Source organism: Thalassotalea sp. 1_MG-2023, from assembly GCF_030546745.1.
Lineage (GTDB): Bacteria > Pseudomonadota > Gammaproteobacteria > Enterobacterales > Alteromonadaceae > Thalassotalea_C.
This window is the reverse complement of the sequence record NZ_JAUOPD010000042.1, coordinates 1-16,779: the sequence shown is the minus strand read 5'-3', so window position 1 is coordinate 16,779 and position 16,779 is coordinate 1. Positions and strand designations below refer to the sequence as shown.

16 protein-coding genes and 4 tRNA genes are annotated in these 16,779 nt (G+C 37.4%); 11 read left to right on the top strand and 9 right to left on the bottom strand.

Features of this window, described 5'->3' with window-relative positions; genetic code table 11:
* Window positions 1-192 precede the first annotated feature (192 nt).
* Window positions 193-283 (bottom strand) — tRNA-Ser (locus tag Q4489_RS17795).
* Between the two features lie 150 nt (window positions 284-433).
* On the opposite strand from Q4489_RS17795, the gene Q4489_RS17790 reads away from it, so the two are divergent.
* The 6 genes from Q4489_RS17790 to Q4489_RS17765 all read left to right on the top strand — a co-directional run bounded on the left by Q4489_RS17790 (window position 434) and on the right by Q4489_RS17765 (window position 3,251).
* Window positions 434-1,030 carry a DNA-3-methyladenine glycosylase I gene (locus Q4489_RS17790; protein WP_303483174.1) on the top strand — a complete coding sequence of 199 codons (597 nt, stop codon included), beginning with the start codon at window positions 434-436 and terminating at the stop codon, window positions 1,028-1,030.
* A gap of 132 nt (window positions 1,031-1,162) precedes the next feature.
* The gene (locus tag Q4489_RS17785) at window positions 1,163-1,831 is read left to right on the top strand and encodes a Bax inhibitor-1/YccA family protein (RefSeq protein WP_074500133.1); all 669 of its coding nucleotides are present in this window, start codon (window positions 1,163-1,165) and stop codon (window positions 1,829-1,831) included.
* Between the two features lie 65 nt (window positions 1,832-1,896).
* On the top strand, window positions 1,897-2,274 hold the full coding sequence (gene tusD, locus Q4489_RS17780) for a sulfurtransferase complex subunit TusD (RefSeq protein ID WP_303483170.1): 378 nt from the start codon (window positions 1,897-1,899) through the stop codon (window positions 2,272-2,274).
* Complete coding sequence (tusC, locus tag Q4489_RS17775) at window positions 2,271-2,633, top strand: sulfurtransferase complex subunit TusC (RefSeq protein WP_303483166.1); 363 nt, start codon at window positions 2,271-2,273, stop codon at window positions 2,631-2,633. Before tusD ends, tusC begins: the two co-directional genes overlap by 4 nt.
* Window positions 2,634-2,637: 4 nt before the next feature.
* Complete coding sequence (locus tag Q4489_RS17770) at window positions 2,638-2,916, top strand: hypothetical protein (protein ID WP_303483163.1); 279 nt, start codon at window positions 2,638-2,640, stop codon at window positions 2,914-2,916.
* A 2-nt stretch (window positions 2,917-2,918) separates the two neighbouring features.
* Complete coding sequence (locus tag Q4489_RS17765; protein WP_303483160.1) at window positions 2,919-3,251, top strand: TusE/DsrC/DsvC family sulfur relay protein; 333 nt, start codon at window positions 2,919-2,921, stop codon at window positions 3,249-3,251.
* Window positions 3,252-3,268: 17 nt separating this feature from the next.
* Here Q4489_RS17765 and Q4489_RS17760 read toward each other — a convergent pair whose 3' ends face one another.
* Together Q4489_RS17760 and Q4489_RS17755 are read right to left on the bottom strand one after the other, a co-directional pair.
* Window positions 3,269-3,466, bottom strand: coding sequence for a cytoplasmic protein (locus Q4489_RS17760; protein WP_303483157.1), 198 nt, complete (start codon window positions 3,464-3,466; stop codon window positions 3,269-3,271).
* Window positions 3,467-3,582: 116 nt separating this feature from the next.
* Window positions 3,583-5,031 (bottom strand): glyceraldehyde-3-phosphate dehydrogenase, encoded by a 1,449-nt coding sequence (locus tag Q4489_RS17755; protein ID WP_303483154.1) that lies wholly within the window; start codon window positions 5,029-5,031, stop codon window positions 3,583-3,585.
* 154 nt (window positions 5,032-5,185) lie between these two features.
* Here Q4489_RS17755 and Q4489_RS17750 point away from each other — a divergent pair, with 154 nt between their 5' ends.
* Complete coding sequence (locus tag Q4489_RS17750) at window positions 5,186-5,992, top strand: DUF2989 domain-containing protein (RefSeq protein WP_303483150.1); 807 nt, start codon at window positions 5,186-5,188, stop codon at window positions 5,990-5,992.
* 19 nt (window positions 5,993-6,011) lie between these two features.
* Here the strand turns inward: Q4489_RS17750 and msrB are convergent, their stop codons facing one another.
* A complete protein-coding gene (gene msrB, locus Q4489_RS17745; RefSeq protein WP_303483148.1) occupies window positions 6,012-6,392 on the bottom strand; it encodes a peptide-methionine (R)-S-oxide reductase MsrB in 381 nt (126 codons plus the stop codon).
* A 1-nt stretch (window position 6,393) separates the two neighbouring features.
* Window positions 6,394-7,914, bottom strand: coding sequence for an NADP-dependent phosphogluconate dehydrogenase (gene gndA / locus Q4489_RS17740; RefSeq protein WP_303483145.1), 1,521 nt, complete (start codon window positions 7,912-7,914; stop codon window positions 6,394-6,396).
* Between the two features lie 251 nt (window positions 7,915-8,165).
* Between gndA and gap the strand changes: the two genes are divergently transcribed.
* Window positions 8,166-9,164 (top strand): type I glyceraldehyde-3-phosphate dehydrogenase, encoded by a 999-nt coding sequence (gene gap / locus Q4489_RS17735; protein ID WP_303483142.1) that lies wholly within the window; start codon window positions 8,166-8,168, stop codon window positions 9,162-9,164.
* 373 nt (window positions 9,165-9,537) lie between these two features.
* Here the strand turns inward: gap and Q4489_RS17730 are convergent, their stop codons facing one another.
* From Q4489_RS17730 to rlmKL, 4 genes are read right to left on the bottom strand one after another with little or no spacing between them, the layout of a single operon-like run.
* Window positions 9,538-11,286 (bottom strand): DUF3466 family protein, encoded by a 1,749-nt coding sequence (locus Q4489_RS17730; RefSeq protein ID WP_303483140.1) that lies wholly within the window; start codon window positions 11,284-11,286, stop codon window positions 9,538-9,540.
* 24 nt (window positions 11,287-11,310) lie between these two features.
* The gene (locus Q4489_RS17725; RefSeq protein ID WP_303483137.1) at window positions 11,311-13,227 is read right to left on the bottom strand and encodes an ABC transporter ATP-binding protein; all 1,917 of its coding nucleotides are present in this window, start codon (window positions 13,225-13,227) and stop codon (window positions 11,311-11,313) included.
* Window positions 13,218-13,460 carry a glutaredoxin family protein gene (locus Q4489_RS17720; protein WP_303483133.1) on the bottom strand — a complete coding sequence of 81 codons (243 nt, stop codon included), beginning with the start codon at window positions 13,458-13,460 and terminating at the stop codon, window positions 13,218-13,220. The genes Q4489_RS17725 and Q4489_RS17720 overlap by 10 nt, the downstream gene beginning before the upstream one ends.
* Window positions 13,461-15,611, bottom strand: coding sequence for a bifunctional 23S rRNA (guanine(2069)-N(7))-methyltransferase RlmK/23S rRNA (guanine(2445)-N(2))-methyltransferase RlmL (rlmKL, locus tag Q4489_RS17715; RefSeq protein ID WP_303483129.1), 2,151 nt, complete (start codon window positions 15,609-15,611; stop codon window positions 13,461-13,463).
* Window positions 15,612-15,822: 211 nt separating this feature from the next.
* On the opposite strand from rlmKL, the gene Q4489_RS17710 reads away from it, so the two are divergent.
* The 3 genes from Q4489_RS17710 to Q4489_RS17700 all read left to right on the top strand — a co-directional run bounded on the left by Q4489_RS17710 (window position 15,823) and on the right by Q4489_RS17700 (window position 16,629).
* Window positions 15,823-15,899: transfer RNA gene (locus tag Q4489_RS17710), tRNA-Met, on the top strand.
* Between the two features lie 288 nt (window positions 15,900-16,187).
* Window positions 16,188-16,264 (top strand) — tRNA-Met (locus tag Q4489_RS17705).
* 288 nt (window positions 16,265-16,552) lie between these two features.
* Window positions 16,553-16,629, top strand: a tRNA-Met gene (locus Q4489_RS17700).
* Window positions 16,630-16,779: the final 150 nt, after the last annotated feature.

Here is a 16,779-nt window from a genome sequence, read left to right as displayed (position 1 = left end):
GGATTTGAACCCTAGAAGGGCTACAAACCCTTGCCGGTTTTCAAGACCGGTGCTTTCGACCACTCAGCCATCTCACCAAATATTCGCTTTTATAAAAGCGGTGCGAATAGTAATAATTCGCTCGTCTATTGTAAAGCCTTTTTGCATGTTTTTTTAAAGTAAAAAGCCTCGATTTCGCGAGGCTTTTATATATGGCGGTGAGATAGGGATTTGAACCCTAGAAGGGCTACAAACCCTTGCCGGTTTTCAAGACCGGTGCTTTCGACCACTCAGCCATCTCACCTGAAAAACATGTCTTGCTTAAAGACGGGGCGAATATTAAAGTGTCCCTACCCGCTTGTAAAGGGTTAATTTCACTAAGATTGCTCGTTTGCTAAAAATTTAATCATTTTGCATAGCATTCAACCATAATACACAATTGAAGATAATAATAATGTCTGAAACACAACCACAATGTCGATGCCCTTGGCTCGATGAAACCAAACCTGATTACGTTGAATATCATGATAAAGAATGGGGTGTGCCTGTTTATGATGACGTTAAATTATTTGAATTCTTAACACTTGAGTCAGCACAAGCGGGGCTTAGTTGGTATACTATTTTAAAACGTAGAGAAGGTTACCGAAAAGCATTTCATAATTTTGATGTTGCCCTTGTCGCTAAAATGAGCGAAAACGATGTTGATCGGTTACTTCAAGACACAAATATTATTCGACACAGAAAAAAAATTGAAGCGACCATTAATAATGCTCAACGATTTATTGAGATTCAACGCGAGTTTGGTAGCTTTAGTCAATATCAATGGCAATTTGTTAATCATAAAACTATTGTTAACTGCCCTACTACATTACAAGATTATGCAGCAACAACTGCAGAGTCTGATGCTTTTAGTAAAGACTTAAAAAAACGAGGGTTTAAATTTGTTGGTTCAACAATATGTTATGCACATATGCAAGCTTGTGGCATGATTAACGACCATAGCGTGAATTGTTTTCGGAAGCGGCAAATAAAACGAGAGTTTGATCAGTAAAAAAGCGATAGCATTTTGCAATTCGTATGTCATAATATGTCACAGGGTGTTAATAAGGAGTTATTTAACTTGAACTTCTTAAATTTGCCCTTATCTTAAAACTACAACGTAAAAGTTCTTAGAGGAATAAATATGAGACCTGATATGAGTTTTCAAACGGCGAGCAGAAGCTCTGCGATTGAAATCAACAAAGTGTTGAAGAACACCTACTTGTTATTGTCAATGACCTTAGCTTTTAGTGCCGTTACTGCCGGTGTTTCTATGGCCATGGGATTGTCTCATATGGCCGGTTTAGTTATGACGCTAGTTGCATTCGGTTTATTGTTTGTTGTAAATAAACAAGCGGATAAAGCAAGCGGTATCTTTTGGATATTTGCTTTTACAGGTTTAATGGGTGCCTCTTTAGGTCCTATACTTAACTATTACCTGTCAATGGCAAATGGCGGAAGCATGATCATGCAAGCACTTGGTGGAACTGCCTTGATCTTCTTTGCCTTGTCTGGTTATGCGTTAACAAGCAAGAAAGACTTCTCATTCATGGGCGGCTTTTTAATGGTTGGCCTTTTGGTTGTTATTGTTGCAGCCATTGCAAATATCTTTTTTGCAATCCCGGCATTATCACTCGCATTAAGCGCAGCCATTATTATGATTATGTCTGGTTTAATATTATTTGATACCAGTAGAATTATTCACGGTGGCGAAACTAACTATATTCGTGCGACCGTAGGTTTATACCTTAATATTTACAATATTTTCACCAGCCTATTACATTTATTAGGTGCATTTGGTGGTGACGATTAAATTTGTCTGAAAAATTGTTTATAATGAAAAGCCTCGTTTAGCGAGGCTTTTTTTATGAGGTTAATGTGAACAAAATTGCCGTTATTATTACTACCCCACCAACAAGCCATTTAACTAAAACTGCATTACAGTTTGTTGAAGATGCTGCTGAACAATTTAACGTATTAGGCATATTTTTTTATCAATCTGGGGTGCTTAACGCAGCGCGAAATATCGATATATCCAGTGATGAAGTCAATATAGCGAAACAATGGAGTACATTTGCTCACCAACGTAACATTCCAATGCATCTATGTAGCACAGCCGCTGAACGCTTTGGTTTAACGTGTTACCTTCAAGATGGCCAACCTGCAAAAAACACCCTGCAAGATGGCTTTCAACCTTCTGGGCTCGGTGAATTAGTTACGTTAATGAATAACGCTGATAAAGTGGTGCAATTATGACAAATAAAACATTAGCAATACTTAACCAAACCGCACCATTTAGTCACTCTTCGGCAAAGGATTCGTTAGATATTGCATTGATTATGGGAAGTTATGAGCAAACTACCTGTTTATATTTTCATGGCGATGGTGTTTGGCAGTTAGTAGATGATACTCAACCCGAGATACTTGGCATTAAGAATTTTTTAAAAACGTTTGAAGCCTTTGCTTTTTACGATATCGAGCAAATTTATGTCTGCCAACAAAGTTTAGTACAGCGAGGCTTAAAAGCGGTAAAAAGCTTACCGGGTATCACACTATTAAATGAAGCAGAGTTTGCCGCTTCTTTAAAACAACACCACTTTATTTTGAATTTTTAATCTTATGTCGACATTACATTTAATTAGAGAATCTGCTTTAAACCACAACTTTGATCATTATCAATCACTCGTTAGTGTAGATGATGACGTTATATTCATGGACGACGGCTGTTACAACGTTAATACCCTTTGGTTAGTCACTCTTTCTACCAAGCGTATTTTTGTAGTAGCAGAGCACATGCAAGCAAGAGGGTTAACGGTACCAGAAGGCGTGACGGAAATGACCGCTAAACAACTACCAGAACAACTGTTTAAACACACAAATAATATTACCTGGACATAGCAATGACAATTGAAATCAACGGCAAAATAATTGATTTAGATAGACAAGGGTATTTATTAAATGTGCATGATTGGAATGAGAATATCGCGCATCAATTAGCGATAAAAGACGGCGTTACTTTGTCTGAAAATCATTGGGAAGTGATACGCTTTGTACGTGAATTTTATCTTACTTATAACACTTCACCAGCAATTCGTGCTTTAACCAAAGCGATGAAGCTTGAGTTTGGTGAAGAAAAAGCGAATAGTCGTTATCTGTATCGGTTATTTCCAGATGGACCAGCAAAACAAGCAACAAAGTATGCAGGCTTACCTAAGCCTGCACGCTGTATTTAACATAGAACGTTTATCGTTTAAGCTTTAATATTGATATTATGACCGCTATTTCCTACTGGAGTTTGCGTGTTGATGACGCTCGATTCAATTAATTTTAACGCCATTTGTCCTTCTAACGTTTGTTGATCATTTGCTTTCTTAGCCACAATAACGCCACCCCCTTCAGTGGTGTTTTGTTGAACAGCATCAACCGTGTTTGAAATTGTTATTGACATAAAACCTCTCTTTTACCTACTACGTTTTATAACCCCTTCTATATCGACTGTAACTTAATTTTCTTGATTAAAAAAGGCGCAATTAAGCGCCTATTTTTAAAGTTTTTAACAATCAATTATTTACTAGGTAATGTAGGAACGTTGATCCCTGCCATTTCGTGCATTACACGAACAACTTGGCAGCTATAACCGAACTCATTATCATACCAAACATATAAAACGGCGCGGTCATCTTCAACAATCGTTGCTTGTGAATCAACAACACCGGCATAACGAGAACCAACGAGATCAGTCGAAACAATTTCAGTTGAAGCAGTATAATCTACTTGGTTTTGTAGATCAGAATTTAAAGAAATATTACGTAAATAATCATTTAAATCCTCAGTTGTCGTCGCTTCTTTTAAATTAAGGTTCATAATCGCCATTGAAACATTCGGTGTGGGCACACGAATCGCATTTCCTGTTAATAAACCTTTTAATTCTGGTAAAGCTTTAGCAACTGCTTTTGCTGCGCCCGTAGACGTGATCACCATGTTCAACGGTGCACTTCGGCCACGACGAGGTGACTTATGATAGTTATCGATTAAGTTTTGGTCGTTAGTATAAGAATGTACTGTTTCAACATGACCATTTTTAATACCGAAACGGTCATTTAATGCTTTTAGAACCGGAGTAATTGCATTGGTTGTACAACTTGCCGCTGAAATAATTTTATCTTCTGCCAAGATCATATCTTGGTTTACACCGTAAACGATATTTTTGATATCACCTTTTGCAGGGGCCGTTAATAATACTTTTGAAGTACCCTTTGATTGCAAGTGCTGGCCAAGACCTTCTTCGTCACTCCAAATACCCGTATTATCAACAACTAAAGCGTTATTAATACCGTATTTAGTATAGTCAATATCGGCTGGTGATTTCGCATAAATCACTTGTATAAAAGCACCATTTGCTTTTATTACATTATGCTCTTCATCGATAGTAATACTACCGTTGAATGCGCCATGTACAGAATCACGACGTAATAGGCTTGCACGCTTTGCTAAATCACCATCTTTACCCGGACGAATAACAATAGCACGTAAGCGTAGTTTAGAACTTGGTCCAGTACGTTCTATTAATAATCGAGCAAGTAAACGACCAATACGACCAAACCCGTAAAGAACAACATCACGTGGTTCTTCTTCTTGTACGTTTTTACAGATCTGAGTTAATTCTTTTTCAAGAAATTGTTCAATTGATACACCATTAGCTTCACCCTTAAATAAATAACGGTAAGCGAGTTTACCCACATCAATGCGGGCTGGTGCTAAAGACATTGTTGTTAATGCTTCAATAAAAGGAAAGCTTTCACGCAACCTAAGTTTGCTTTCTTCATGTAACGCTACCGACTTATGAGCTTTGATAATATCAATAGCAGAAGCATTTACCAAAGGACGACCATAAACGGTGATTTCTATACCTTTATTACGAAATAGCTGCCCAATAATAGGTTGCATATTTTCCGCGAAAGTTTGGCGTTCTAGCCAACTTGTTTGATATTGTTCCTCTAAATGAGAAGTCATTGCTTAAACCTTTTTATTTCAGTCAATTGAACCACGTACTATTATTAATTATAGTGTTTATTAATAATAGTGAATTGCGGCGCGTATTGTAATCGAATATGAAAGTTTTCTCTATAGGTTACATACTTTTTGTCGCAACATAATGGATTTACCAATGATAATTCGTTACCTAGTTGTTTTTACAGCTTTTTTATACCTTTCCGCCTGTGATACTGGCCCTAATTTTGCCACGTTATGTAAAGAAAACCCTGAAATTTGTGAAGAGTTTACTGAAGATTCTTGGTGTAAACGTGAGCGAATTGCCGTAGGGATCGCTAATGTAGAGGCTAAACTATCGCCAAATGATGACTTACCCAAATTTAATCAACTAATTGCATACGAAGCTTATGAGAAGTGTATTTCTCATGCAGCAAAAATTGAACATATAAAATTAAAAGAAAAGAAAACCCGCCGTATTAATAATATGATTTTGGCACGAGAGAAAATAGAGGCATTAACTCAAAGCACCAAAAACTCTGAACACCCTCGCCTTTTATATTATCATTGGACAAGAGAACTTGACGAACAAGCACTCGAAAAATTTTTAGCGTTAGAAGGAACTAAAGCGCTTGAAACATCTGAATCTCAATATGAATTAGCCACGTACTATATAAAAAGAGATCCAACGAAAACATTACAGCTACTGTTTCGATCATTAGAGCTTTTAGAAGATAGTAACGATATTAACGATGAGGTATTTAAATCACTATCATCAATTTTTGCTAAGAGAAATGAAACTAAACAAGCTTATATTTGGTTAAAAGTGTTAAGCCTTTATGATCCTGAAGATGCTGTGTTAAATCACAATGCGTTAGAAAATTATATCGCAACCCATGATTTAGATTATGAGTTTTTAGATCAGGTCGCTGAAGCAACGCTCAATAAAATTGAGTCGTTACAATTTATTGCGCCGAAGTTTTAATAACAATAAATACCAAGCATTACTTATCAGCGATAAAATCTAAACTTAATGAATTAACACAATAGCGTTTACCTGTAGGTTGAGGACCATCATCGAATACATGCCCTAAGTGTGATTGGCAATGTTTACATTGAATTTCGGTTCTTACCATATTGTGCGTATGATCAGCTATATAATTAACCTGACTTTCTATACATTGATAGAAGCTCGGCCAGCCACAACCGGCATTAAATTTTGATGTTGACTCAAATAAAGGTTGATCGCAGCAAGCACAATGATAAACACCTTTTTGCCAGTGATCATTATACTTGCCCGAAAAAGGCATTTCGGTTGCTGCCTGACGACAAACGTTAAAGGCTTCTGGTGATAGTTGCTTTTTATATTCGTCGTCAGTTTTCATATTATACCTTTATCATCTCTTTGTTATCAGTAGACCATTGCACATGATATTTTTTACCCTTAGGTTTATCTACTCTTTCAAAGGTATGTGCGCCAAAATAATCACGCTGCCCTTGCAGTAAATTAGCTGGTAATACGTTTGATCGCATTGAGTCATAATAAGACAACGCAGAAGATAACGCTCCAGCAGGTATACCCATTAAAGTAATATTAGCAATTGCTTTACGCCAAGACTGTTGATTCTCATTAAGTTGCTTAGCAAAAAATTCATCTAATAATAAATTCTCTAAGTCATCATTACGCTCAAATGCATCAGTGATTGATTGTAAAAATACCGCTCGAATAATACAGCCCGCACGCCATATTTTAGCAATACTAGCAAAATCTAACTTCCAGCCATGCTCTTTTTCAGCTTGCTTCATTAATTGAAAGCCCTGAGCATATGCACAAATTTTAGCACAATATATTGCGTCATGAAGTTCATCAATAAAAGTAGCTTTTTCTTCATCAGAATAGCTTTTTTGAACAGGGCCTGTTAACACTTCACTTGCTTGTTCTCTCAGTGATTTAAAAGAAGATATTGAACGTGCGTAAACAGCTTGTGAAATTGTCGGTGCGGGTGCCCCTACTTCTAAACTACTAACCGCTGTCCAAAGTCCAGTTCCTTTCTGACCTGCAGTGTCCAAAATTAAATTAACTAAAGGTTCACCATCCACTTTGTGACGTAACACGTCAACGGATATTTCCATTAAATAGCTATCTAGCGGGCCCTGATTCCATTGAGCAAAAATGTCCGCTATCTCTTCGGTTGGTAATGATAAACCATTACGAAGCACGTGATATGCTTCGCAAATAATTTGCATGTCAGCGTATTCAATACCGTTGTGTACCATTTTAACATAATGACCTGCTCCCGCAGGACCGATATACGCGGTACAAGGATCGCCTGAATCAACAATTTGTCCAGGCTTTGTTCTTTCTATAGGTTTACCTGTTGCTGGGTCAACTTTAGCGGCAATAGCTTCCCAAATAGGCTTTATGCGTGTCCAAGCGTATGGTGATCCACTTGGCATTAAAGAAGGACCAAATCGTGCACCTTCTTCACCACCTGACACAGCCGAAGAAAATAAAATAAAATTATTTTTATATTTTTCTTCACGTGCAACAGTGTCTACCCACAAACTATTACCTGTATCTATTACTATGTCGTCAGGTTGAATGCCCGCGCCAATCAAACTTTCCGACACTTGATCAACCGGCTCACCTGCGGGTACAGATAAAACAATAAGATGAGGTGCTTTAAGCTTAGAAAGTAATTCTGTATAAGAAAAGCAGCCCGTTACTCGTGCAGCTTCTGAGGTATTTTCTTCTTTATCAAGCGCGATAGCTTCTTTGACTTTTTCGTGATCTAGGTCAAATGCAGCTATGCTATAACCATTATCAGCTAGGTTTAACACTAAGTTTTTACCCATTACGCCTAGCCCGATAAATCCTATATCGCAAAGTTGTTGTTCTTGTGTCATGTAATTTCCAGAGGGTCGCTAATATAAATGTTAAGAATCATTATTTTTTTATACTTTGCAGTACATTTTATCACGGTATTTTTAATAGTTCCTAGCCTATTTAGCGATATTTTTTAAAAATGTAGTATATTTTTATTTATCTGTAATTAAATTCACGTTAACCCAAGTTGTTTTTACTAAAATATAACTTTTTCTTGTTTTTTTTCTCAAATGATGTAATTTTACTACATTATCATTTTTTGGGAATTATTATGACGATTAAAGTAGGTATTAACGGTTTTGGCCGTATTGGCCGTTTCGTATTTAGAGCAGCAGCAGAGAGAAATGACATTGAAATAGTTGGTATCAACGACTTAATAGACGTTGAATACATGGCTTATATGTTAAAGTATGATTCTACGCATGGTCGCTTTAAGGGCACTGTTGATGTCGAAGGTGGTCAATTAATCGTTAATGGTAAAACGGTTCGTGTAACAGCAGAGCGCAATCCAGCAGACTTAAAATGGGATGCTATTGGTGTAGATGTTGTTGTGGAGTCAACGGGTTTATTTTTAACAGACGAAACAGCTCGCAAACACATTGAAGCAGGTGCGAAAAAAGTCGTCATGTCTGCCCCGTCGAAAGATGCTACTCCAATGTTTGTCATGGGTGTTAATAACGACAGTTACCAAGGGCAAGACATTGTATCAAATGCATCTTGCACCACTAATTGCTTAGCACCGATTGCAAAAGTATTAAATGATAAATGGGGTATTACTGATGGTCTAATGACAACAGTACATGCAACAACAGCCACACAAAAAACAGTTGATGGCCCTTCTGTTAAAGACTGGCGCGGTGGCCGTGGTGCTAGCCAAAACATTATTCCTTCTTCAACGGGTGCCGCTAAAGCGGTTGGTAAAGTAATTCCGGAATTAAATGGCAAATTAACAGGTATGTCTTTTAGAGTACCAACCCCAAACGTTTCAGTAGTAGATTTAACAGTTAACTTAGCAAAGCCAGCGTCCTATGAAGAAATTTGCCAAGCAATGAAAGATGCTGCTCACAACGAATTAAATGGCGTATTAGGTTATACAGAAGATCAGGTAGTATCGAACGATTTCATAGGTGAAACATGTACATCTGTTTTTGATGCAGGTGCTGGTATCGCACTAACGGATACATTCGTTAAAGTGGTATCTTGGTATGATAATGAAATTGGCTATTCAACAAAAGTATTAGACTTAGTTGCCTTTATTTCTGAAAATTAAGCCGATACGGGCTTAATTTATGAACTTATATGATGTAGTAATACTACATCATATAAGTTCATTAGTTCCTTTCTTACCCTATTTCTGACTTTCTCACCATTCAATATCATAAACGATACTTTGTACTGCTAATATAAGGCACAAGCTGTGTTGCATGTGACAAAAGTACTGAGTGTTTGAACTTAACTGTTGTGCAGTTAAAAATGCGATTAGTAGAAAATTATCAATTAAATCTTAACTGTAGATAAAGCATTAATCGGCAAACATTTATTACAATACGTTACACCATTTTGATTAAGTACATGACTAAATTTTCAGACAAAAAAAGCGCTATATCAATATAGCGCTTTTCACAACATTAATTAATAAACTACTACTTTTTAGTAAAACGTCTTGCAAAGCCTAATAAACTTAACAGCATTAAACTGATAATACCTGTACTTGCACCTTTACGTTCAACATCTTCAACGACTTTAGCACAATCTTCGACTTCACCGGCAACAGGTTGCATTTTAATCGCGCGTATAACATCTTCTGTCAAAGCGTCGCCATTTTCATCATACATGATGTTGCCTTTAGCATCTCGGCGTTCTACTTTTATCACAGCAGAGCCCGAAATTTCATTATTTTCATTAATATCTCTAACTTCAATAATGGTATATGGAGAGTCACATGATAATAATTCATTTAAATTCGTGAAAGTATCAGTATTAATATCATACATAAAACCATGAGTTCGACGAGGGTTTGATGAGCTATCATTGTGCGTTTCTACTTCACCTTGACCAACGACAATACCATGTTCATTAATTGCTCGCGCTGAACTAGATGAACCGGTAAAGAAATCTGTTGGTAATACCATTTGAGGGTTTTCTTGATTGGTATCTACGTAATAGAATTTTTTACGATAAGAGCCATTACTTAAAGTAGTAGCATGTCCTACAGCAATACCTGCATCATTAATATCATAAGCTCTTGAGTCAAAATATTCCGTATGATCTTCTGTAAAATCTTTTACAACACCATCTTTGAAAACGACGGCATACAGGCTTGTAGGTTCTAATTCGCTAGGATTCGTTTCGGTTTCATCTTGCCAACCTGTTGCATAGCCAACAGCTACACCACTACTGTTTACAGCTTGTGCAATGCTAACATGTTGTCTTGGATCATCAGGATGTGGAGTCACTAAAAAGCCTAACGTCTCCTTTGAAATCTCGCCACTTTCATCTACGTACCATTTAAATGCTTCGTTGTTATACATGCCGTTTGCACGTAATTGTACGCAAGCTTCAAAAGGTAAATCATCTAACACTTCAGGATCTCTACATCCGCCAGACTCATTTTCAATGACTTCTAGTACTTCTTCAACAATACTGGTGCTAGCATAACCAACTGCAATACCGTTATTACTGATATCAAGCACAGCAGATTCGCCACCATAAGTAGTTTCAGGCGGTAAAATCGGCAGAATGGTGTTTCCACCATCTGTTGACAAAAAGCCACGCGTAGTAAATTCACTTAACCATAACGTTACTTCGTTATCGTTTGAATCTGTAAAATCTACAGGAAGAAATGGCGCAGAACCATTACCATAGACCCAGCCTTGATCCGTGATACCATTAATATAATCAACGGTAGAACGTGTATAGATATCACTGCCTTCAAAAGTTACATCAAAAACAGTAAACTCAGTTGACTCTTGACCAGTGTTTGTCATGGCGACAATATCACCATATTTTTGATAATATAAGCTGGCTTTTTGCGTATCTTTTAAATAATGTATCGCCCAAAACAAATCATTTGCTGTTGGGTTACCATTACGTAATGCAGTTTCATCTTCAATATCATTAATACCGCTGACTAACTCATGGTTCCGTTCTGCGGAAAGAACGATACTATCGTAATCATCTTCATCAAAATATTGAAACTGCACAGGAAAATTATAAGCATCTGTTGCTGAGATGGCCATTTGACCAACATTATTTTCTTGCTGTGAATACGTAAATTTAAATTTATCTGCAGCACCCTTATCAATAATCTTATAAGTGGCTGCTTGTGCCGTTGTTAGGGCTAATGCACTACTAATGCTGAGTGTTAAGACCGATCTTACCAATGTTTTCATGTAACTACTTAACTCTTTTGATTTCTATATTTCATCTAATTCTTGCCACCTTGCATAGGCAACTTCGAGTTTCGACTCATTTTCTTCAAGCTGGTTCAATATTTTCTGCGTGACACTTTGTTCTTGCGTGAAAAAATCCCCTTTATTCACTTGTGCTTGTAATTCTGTTATTTCATTTTCTAAATTATCGATAAGCTCGGGCAAGGCGTCGAGCTCTCTTGAATCTTTATACGATAACTTCTTTCTAACAGCTTGCTTTGGCTGTTCTTGCTGACTTTTATCTTTTGTAGCCGATTGATGTGAACTATCATCGTTGCTGTTATGAACTTTACGAGAAGCTTCAACACGCGCAACATAATGTTCAACATCATCATACCCTCCCACAATCTGGGTAATTTTGCCTGTACCGTCAAAATACAAACAAGCATTGACACAATTATCTACGAAATCGCGATCATGGCTGACTAAAATAACGGTTCCTGCATAATTTGCAACGACTTCTTCCAATAATTCCAAAGTTTCTATGTCTAAATCATTGGTTGGTTCATCTAAAATCAATAAATTACTCGGCCTTAAAAACAATCGAGCCAGTAATAATCTATTTTTCTCACCACCTGATAAAGCTCTAACAGGTGTTCTTGCACGTTTTGGACTAAATAAAAAGTCTTGAAGGTAACCTAAAACATGTCGAGTTCGACCATTAACAGTTACGTCTTGCTTACCGTCAGCCACAGTATCTTGAACGGTTTTATCTGGATCTAATGCTTCTCGATGTTGATCAAAATATGCAATGTCTAAATTGACCCCACTGCGCATTTTACCTTTAGTAGGCGTTAATTGTTCCATTAAACATTTAATCAGCGTTGATTTACCTGTGCCATTAGCACCAATAAAAGCTAATCGATCACCACGAGTGATTAATAAGTCTAACTTATTTATAATCACTTTATCATCAAAGGCAATGGTCAATTGCTCAGATTCAAACACTAACTTGCCCGAACGTTCACCTGTTGATATTTTCATATCACTTTGATGCGTTAATTCACGACGTTGCTTTCGAACATTTCGAAGCTTTTCCAGCGCCCTAACTCTACCTTCGTTGCGAGTTCTTCTCGCTTTTATACCTTGTCTTATCCACACTTCTTCTTCAGCTAACTTTTTATCAAAAAGCGCATTCTGCTGTGCTTCAACCTGTAGATCATGCTGTTTTTGTTCAACATAAACATCATAATTACCTGGGTAGCTGGTTAGTTTTCCACGATCTAAATCAACAATTCGTGTTGCTAAACGACGAATAAATGCCCGGTCATGGCTAATAAAAACGATAGTCCCTTTAAACTCTTTTAAAAATTGCTCTAGCCACAACACACTGTTAATGTCTAAGTGGTTGGTCGGCTCATCGAGTAGCAAAATTTCAGGGTTTGACACTAATGCTTTTGCCAAGGCAAGTTTGCGTAACCACCCCCCTGAGAGCTCACTGACTTTACTTTCAGCCTTAAGAGCTAATGTTGTTAATACTTGTTCAATACGTTGTTCATCTTGCCAAGCATTGGCTTGTTCTAGTGCTTGTTGAATGACAGAAAGTTTTTCTAAATTTGCTTCTGAAGACGATTCAGCAACAACCGCGATTAAATGATGATACTGTTGGATCAACTCCGCATTTTCGGCAATACCTTGTGCGACATAGTCAAAAACTGTCATATCACATGATTCAGGTGGATCTTGCTCAAGCATAGCGACACGAACATCATTTGATATAACAAATTCGCCATCATCAAGTAATTGCGATTTGTTGATAATTTTCAATAATGATGATTTACCTGCGCCATTACGGCCAACTAAACAGACACGCTCACCTTGTTTTATTCTGAGTTCAGCGTGATCGAGTATGCTATCAGTACCAAAGGCTAATTCGCCTTGTGTAATTCTTATTAATTCCATTCTGTTATTAATTCACGTATTTGTTGTGGTGTAAATGGCCAGTAAAGTTTTTCGCCGTTGTCTAATCGCTCTAAAACAGGAATATGAATTCCGTACTGCTCAACAAGTGCTTCTTGCTCAACAATATCAATCACACTCAGTTTTTCACTTGCAATAAAGGGTTGGCATATTTGTAACGCTTGCTCACACAAGTGACAACCTTCGCTACTATATAAGTGATAATCAGCCTGCATTTATTGAGATGCTCGTGTAATTAGCCAACTGTTATGAATATGTTTATTACGCTGAAAATCTTTATCGCGTGTTTGCTCAGAAATATTTTTCGCGCTAAAACCTAACGCTGATAAACCTTCGTGGTCAATTTTAAAATTGCGTTTGTTATTAGTAAAAATAATTTCACCTTTCTCATGCAAACAACCAAGTGCATCAGTGATAACGTCTAAATGATCACGTTGCACATCAAAGCTATCTTCCATACGTTTTGAATTAGAGAATGTTGGCGGATCTATAAAAATCACATCAAACGATTGCTTGTTCTCTTTAAGCCATGCTAAACAGTCTGCTTGTACAAACTGATACTGTTCACCTGATAAATTATTGAGACGAAAATTCTCTTGCGCCCACGTTAAATAGGTATTTGACATATCTACCGTAGTAATTGATTTAGCGCCATGCAACGCAGCTTGTACGGAAACCGACCCTGTATATGCAAATAAATTCAACAACGATTTGTGCTTTGCTTTTTCTGCGACAAGTTGACGGGTTTTTCTATGATCAAGAAAAAGCCCAGTATCAAGATAGTCCCATAAATTAATTGAAAATTTAGCACCATATTCAGTTAACGTTATGGCTTGTTTTTTCTGTGCTAATTTTTGATATTGATTAGTACCCTTTTGCTTGGCTCTGGTTTTTATTACCACCTTATCAGCCGGAACATTGAGTGTTTTAGGGGCAAAATAAAGCACTTCTTGTAAACGTTTTGCAGCTTTACTAGGATCAATATTTGCTGGCGCAACATATTCTTGAATAACAAGATAATCACCATATACATCAACAGCTACATTGTATTCAGGAATATCAGCATCATATAGGCGATAACATTCAACGTGTTCTTTCTTGAGCCAACTTTTTAGGTTCTTACGGTTTTTTAATAAACGATTAGCAAAAGCTGAATCTTTACCATCAAAATGAGACTGAGGCGTTATTTGATCTTTTTCTCGTTGTTTATCATTGATGTCATAACAAGCAAGTTGGCAATCTAATGGACCGTTTTTAAATTTATAGCGCTTTTTACTACTCAACTTTAACAGTGTTAATAATTCTGTATTCGCAGTAAAAATTGCGACTTTCCACTGATCAAAATTTTCTTTAAATGACTGACCTAAATGAACAAAGGTTTCAACAAGTTCAGGTAATTCACCGATGCGCTCACCATACGGTGGATTGAAAACAATATAACCACCTTCACTGAATTTATTTGTTAAGTGGTTTGCATCTGCTTCGGTAAACTCGATAAAATCTGAAAATCCAGCGTTACGTGCATTTTGTTTTGCTGCTTTTAAAACCCGTCCGTCAGAATCGTATCCATAAACTTTTCCATTAAACTGCTTAAGTGCCTCTTCTGTTTTTTCGTAAGCCTGCTCGTATTGTGTTTGCCATAATAGTTCATCATGTTGTAGCCAATGCGAAAAACCCCATTGTTCACGACGAATATTTGCAGCACAACCAATAGCCATCGACACCGCTTCAATCAATAATGTACCCGATCCACACATTGGATCAATCAACGGTTTGTTTTGATTGTCTAACCAGCCACTTCTGGTGATAATGGCAGCTGCAAGATTTTCTTTAAGAGGTGCAGCCCCCGTAGTTTCACGATAACCACGCTGGAACAAAGAACGACCTGAAAAATCCAGATAAAAACTCACTCGCCCTTTTAATAATCTAGCTTGAATTCTGATCTCTGGTTGATATTTATCAACATTTGGACGAGCTAAACCAAGATCACGAAAATGATCTACAATGGCATCTTTTACCGTTAAACCACCAAATTGACTGTTTCTTATTTCACTACTTTTACCGACAAAATCAACCGCAAAACTTGTATCACTTTCAAACACCTCTGACCAAACAACCTCACTAGCTGCTTGATGTAATGTTTCTTTATTATCTGCATCACTAGCAGACAACTGTAATAATACTCTTGAAGCATATCGAGTCCATATGCATATCTGGTAAGCCTGTAAAATTGACGTTGAAAAGTAAACACCCTCAGGTTTTTGTACGACATTCTCAGCACCAAGCGAGCTAAGTTCCTGCGCTAATAGTATTTCAATACCAGGTGACGTTAATGCTAAAAATTGTTGTGTAGAGTTGATTTCCATACAGGGTTCCCAATGAGAATAGAGGGCAATTATAAACAATAAGCGTAGTGACGAATAGTGCTTTTCAGTTAAAGGGGGTGATAAAAGAATAAAAAAAGAACGAGTTGCTTAACTAACGTACGAACAGAAAAAAAATTACGAAAACGCCTTGCATTCTCAACCAAGTATCACTAACATACGCCTCGCTTTCAACAAGGTTGGAAGACACAGGCGCGGGATGGAGCAGCCTGGTAGCTCGTCGGGCTCATAACCCGAAGGTCGTCAGTTCAAATCTGGCTCCCGCAACCAATTCTTTAATAAGTTTAGAATTAAAATAAAGCTTAAACGGGGTGTACGACCTTAGGTCGTCAGTTCGCTCTTTTCAAAAATAGTGGCTCCCGCAACCAACTTTACCAAAGTATAAATGGTAGGTCGTCAGTTCCCTCTTCATAAGATAAGGGCTCCAGCAACCAATTCTTTCATAAGTTTAGAATTAAAATAAAGCTTAAATGGGATGTACGACCTTAGGTCGTCAGTACCTTTCTTAAGTTTGAATCAAAACAGCTTGGCTTTCCTACTTTTTGTAGGTCATTCGGACGCGGGATGGAGCAGCCTGGTAGCTCGTCGGGCTCATAACCCGAAGGTCGTCAGTTCAAATCTGGCTCCCGCAACCAATTCTTTAATAAGTTTAGAATTAAAATAAAGCTTAAACGGGGTGTACGACCTTAGGTCGTCAGTTCGCTCTTTTCAAAAATAGTGGCTCCCGCAATCAACTTTACCAAAGTATAAATGGTAGGTCGTCAGTTCCCTCTTCATAAGATAAGGGCTCCCGCAACCAATTCTTTCTTAAGTTTAGAATTAAAATAAAGCTTAAATGGGATGTACGACCTTAGGTCGTCAGTACCTTTCTTAAGTTTGAATCAAAACAGCTTGGCTTTCCTACTTTTTGTAGGTCATTCGGACGCGGGATGGAGCAGCCTGGTAGCTCGTCGGGCTCATAACCCGAAGGTCGTCAGTTCAAATCTGGCTCCCGCAACCAATTCTTTATTTTTTCTAAGTTTAAAATCAAAAAAATCTTAAATGGAATGTACGACCTTAGGTCGTCAGTTCGCTCTTTTCAAAAAATAGTGGCTCCCGCAACCAATTCTTTATTAAGTTTAGAATTAAAATAAAGCTTAAACGGAATGTA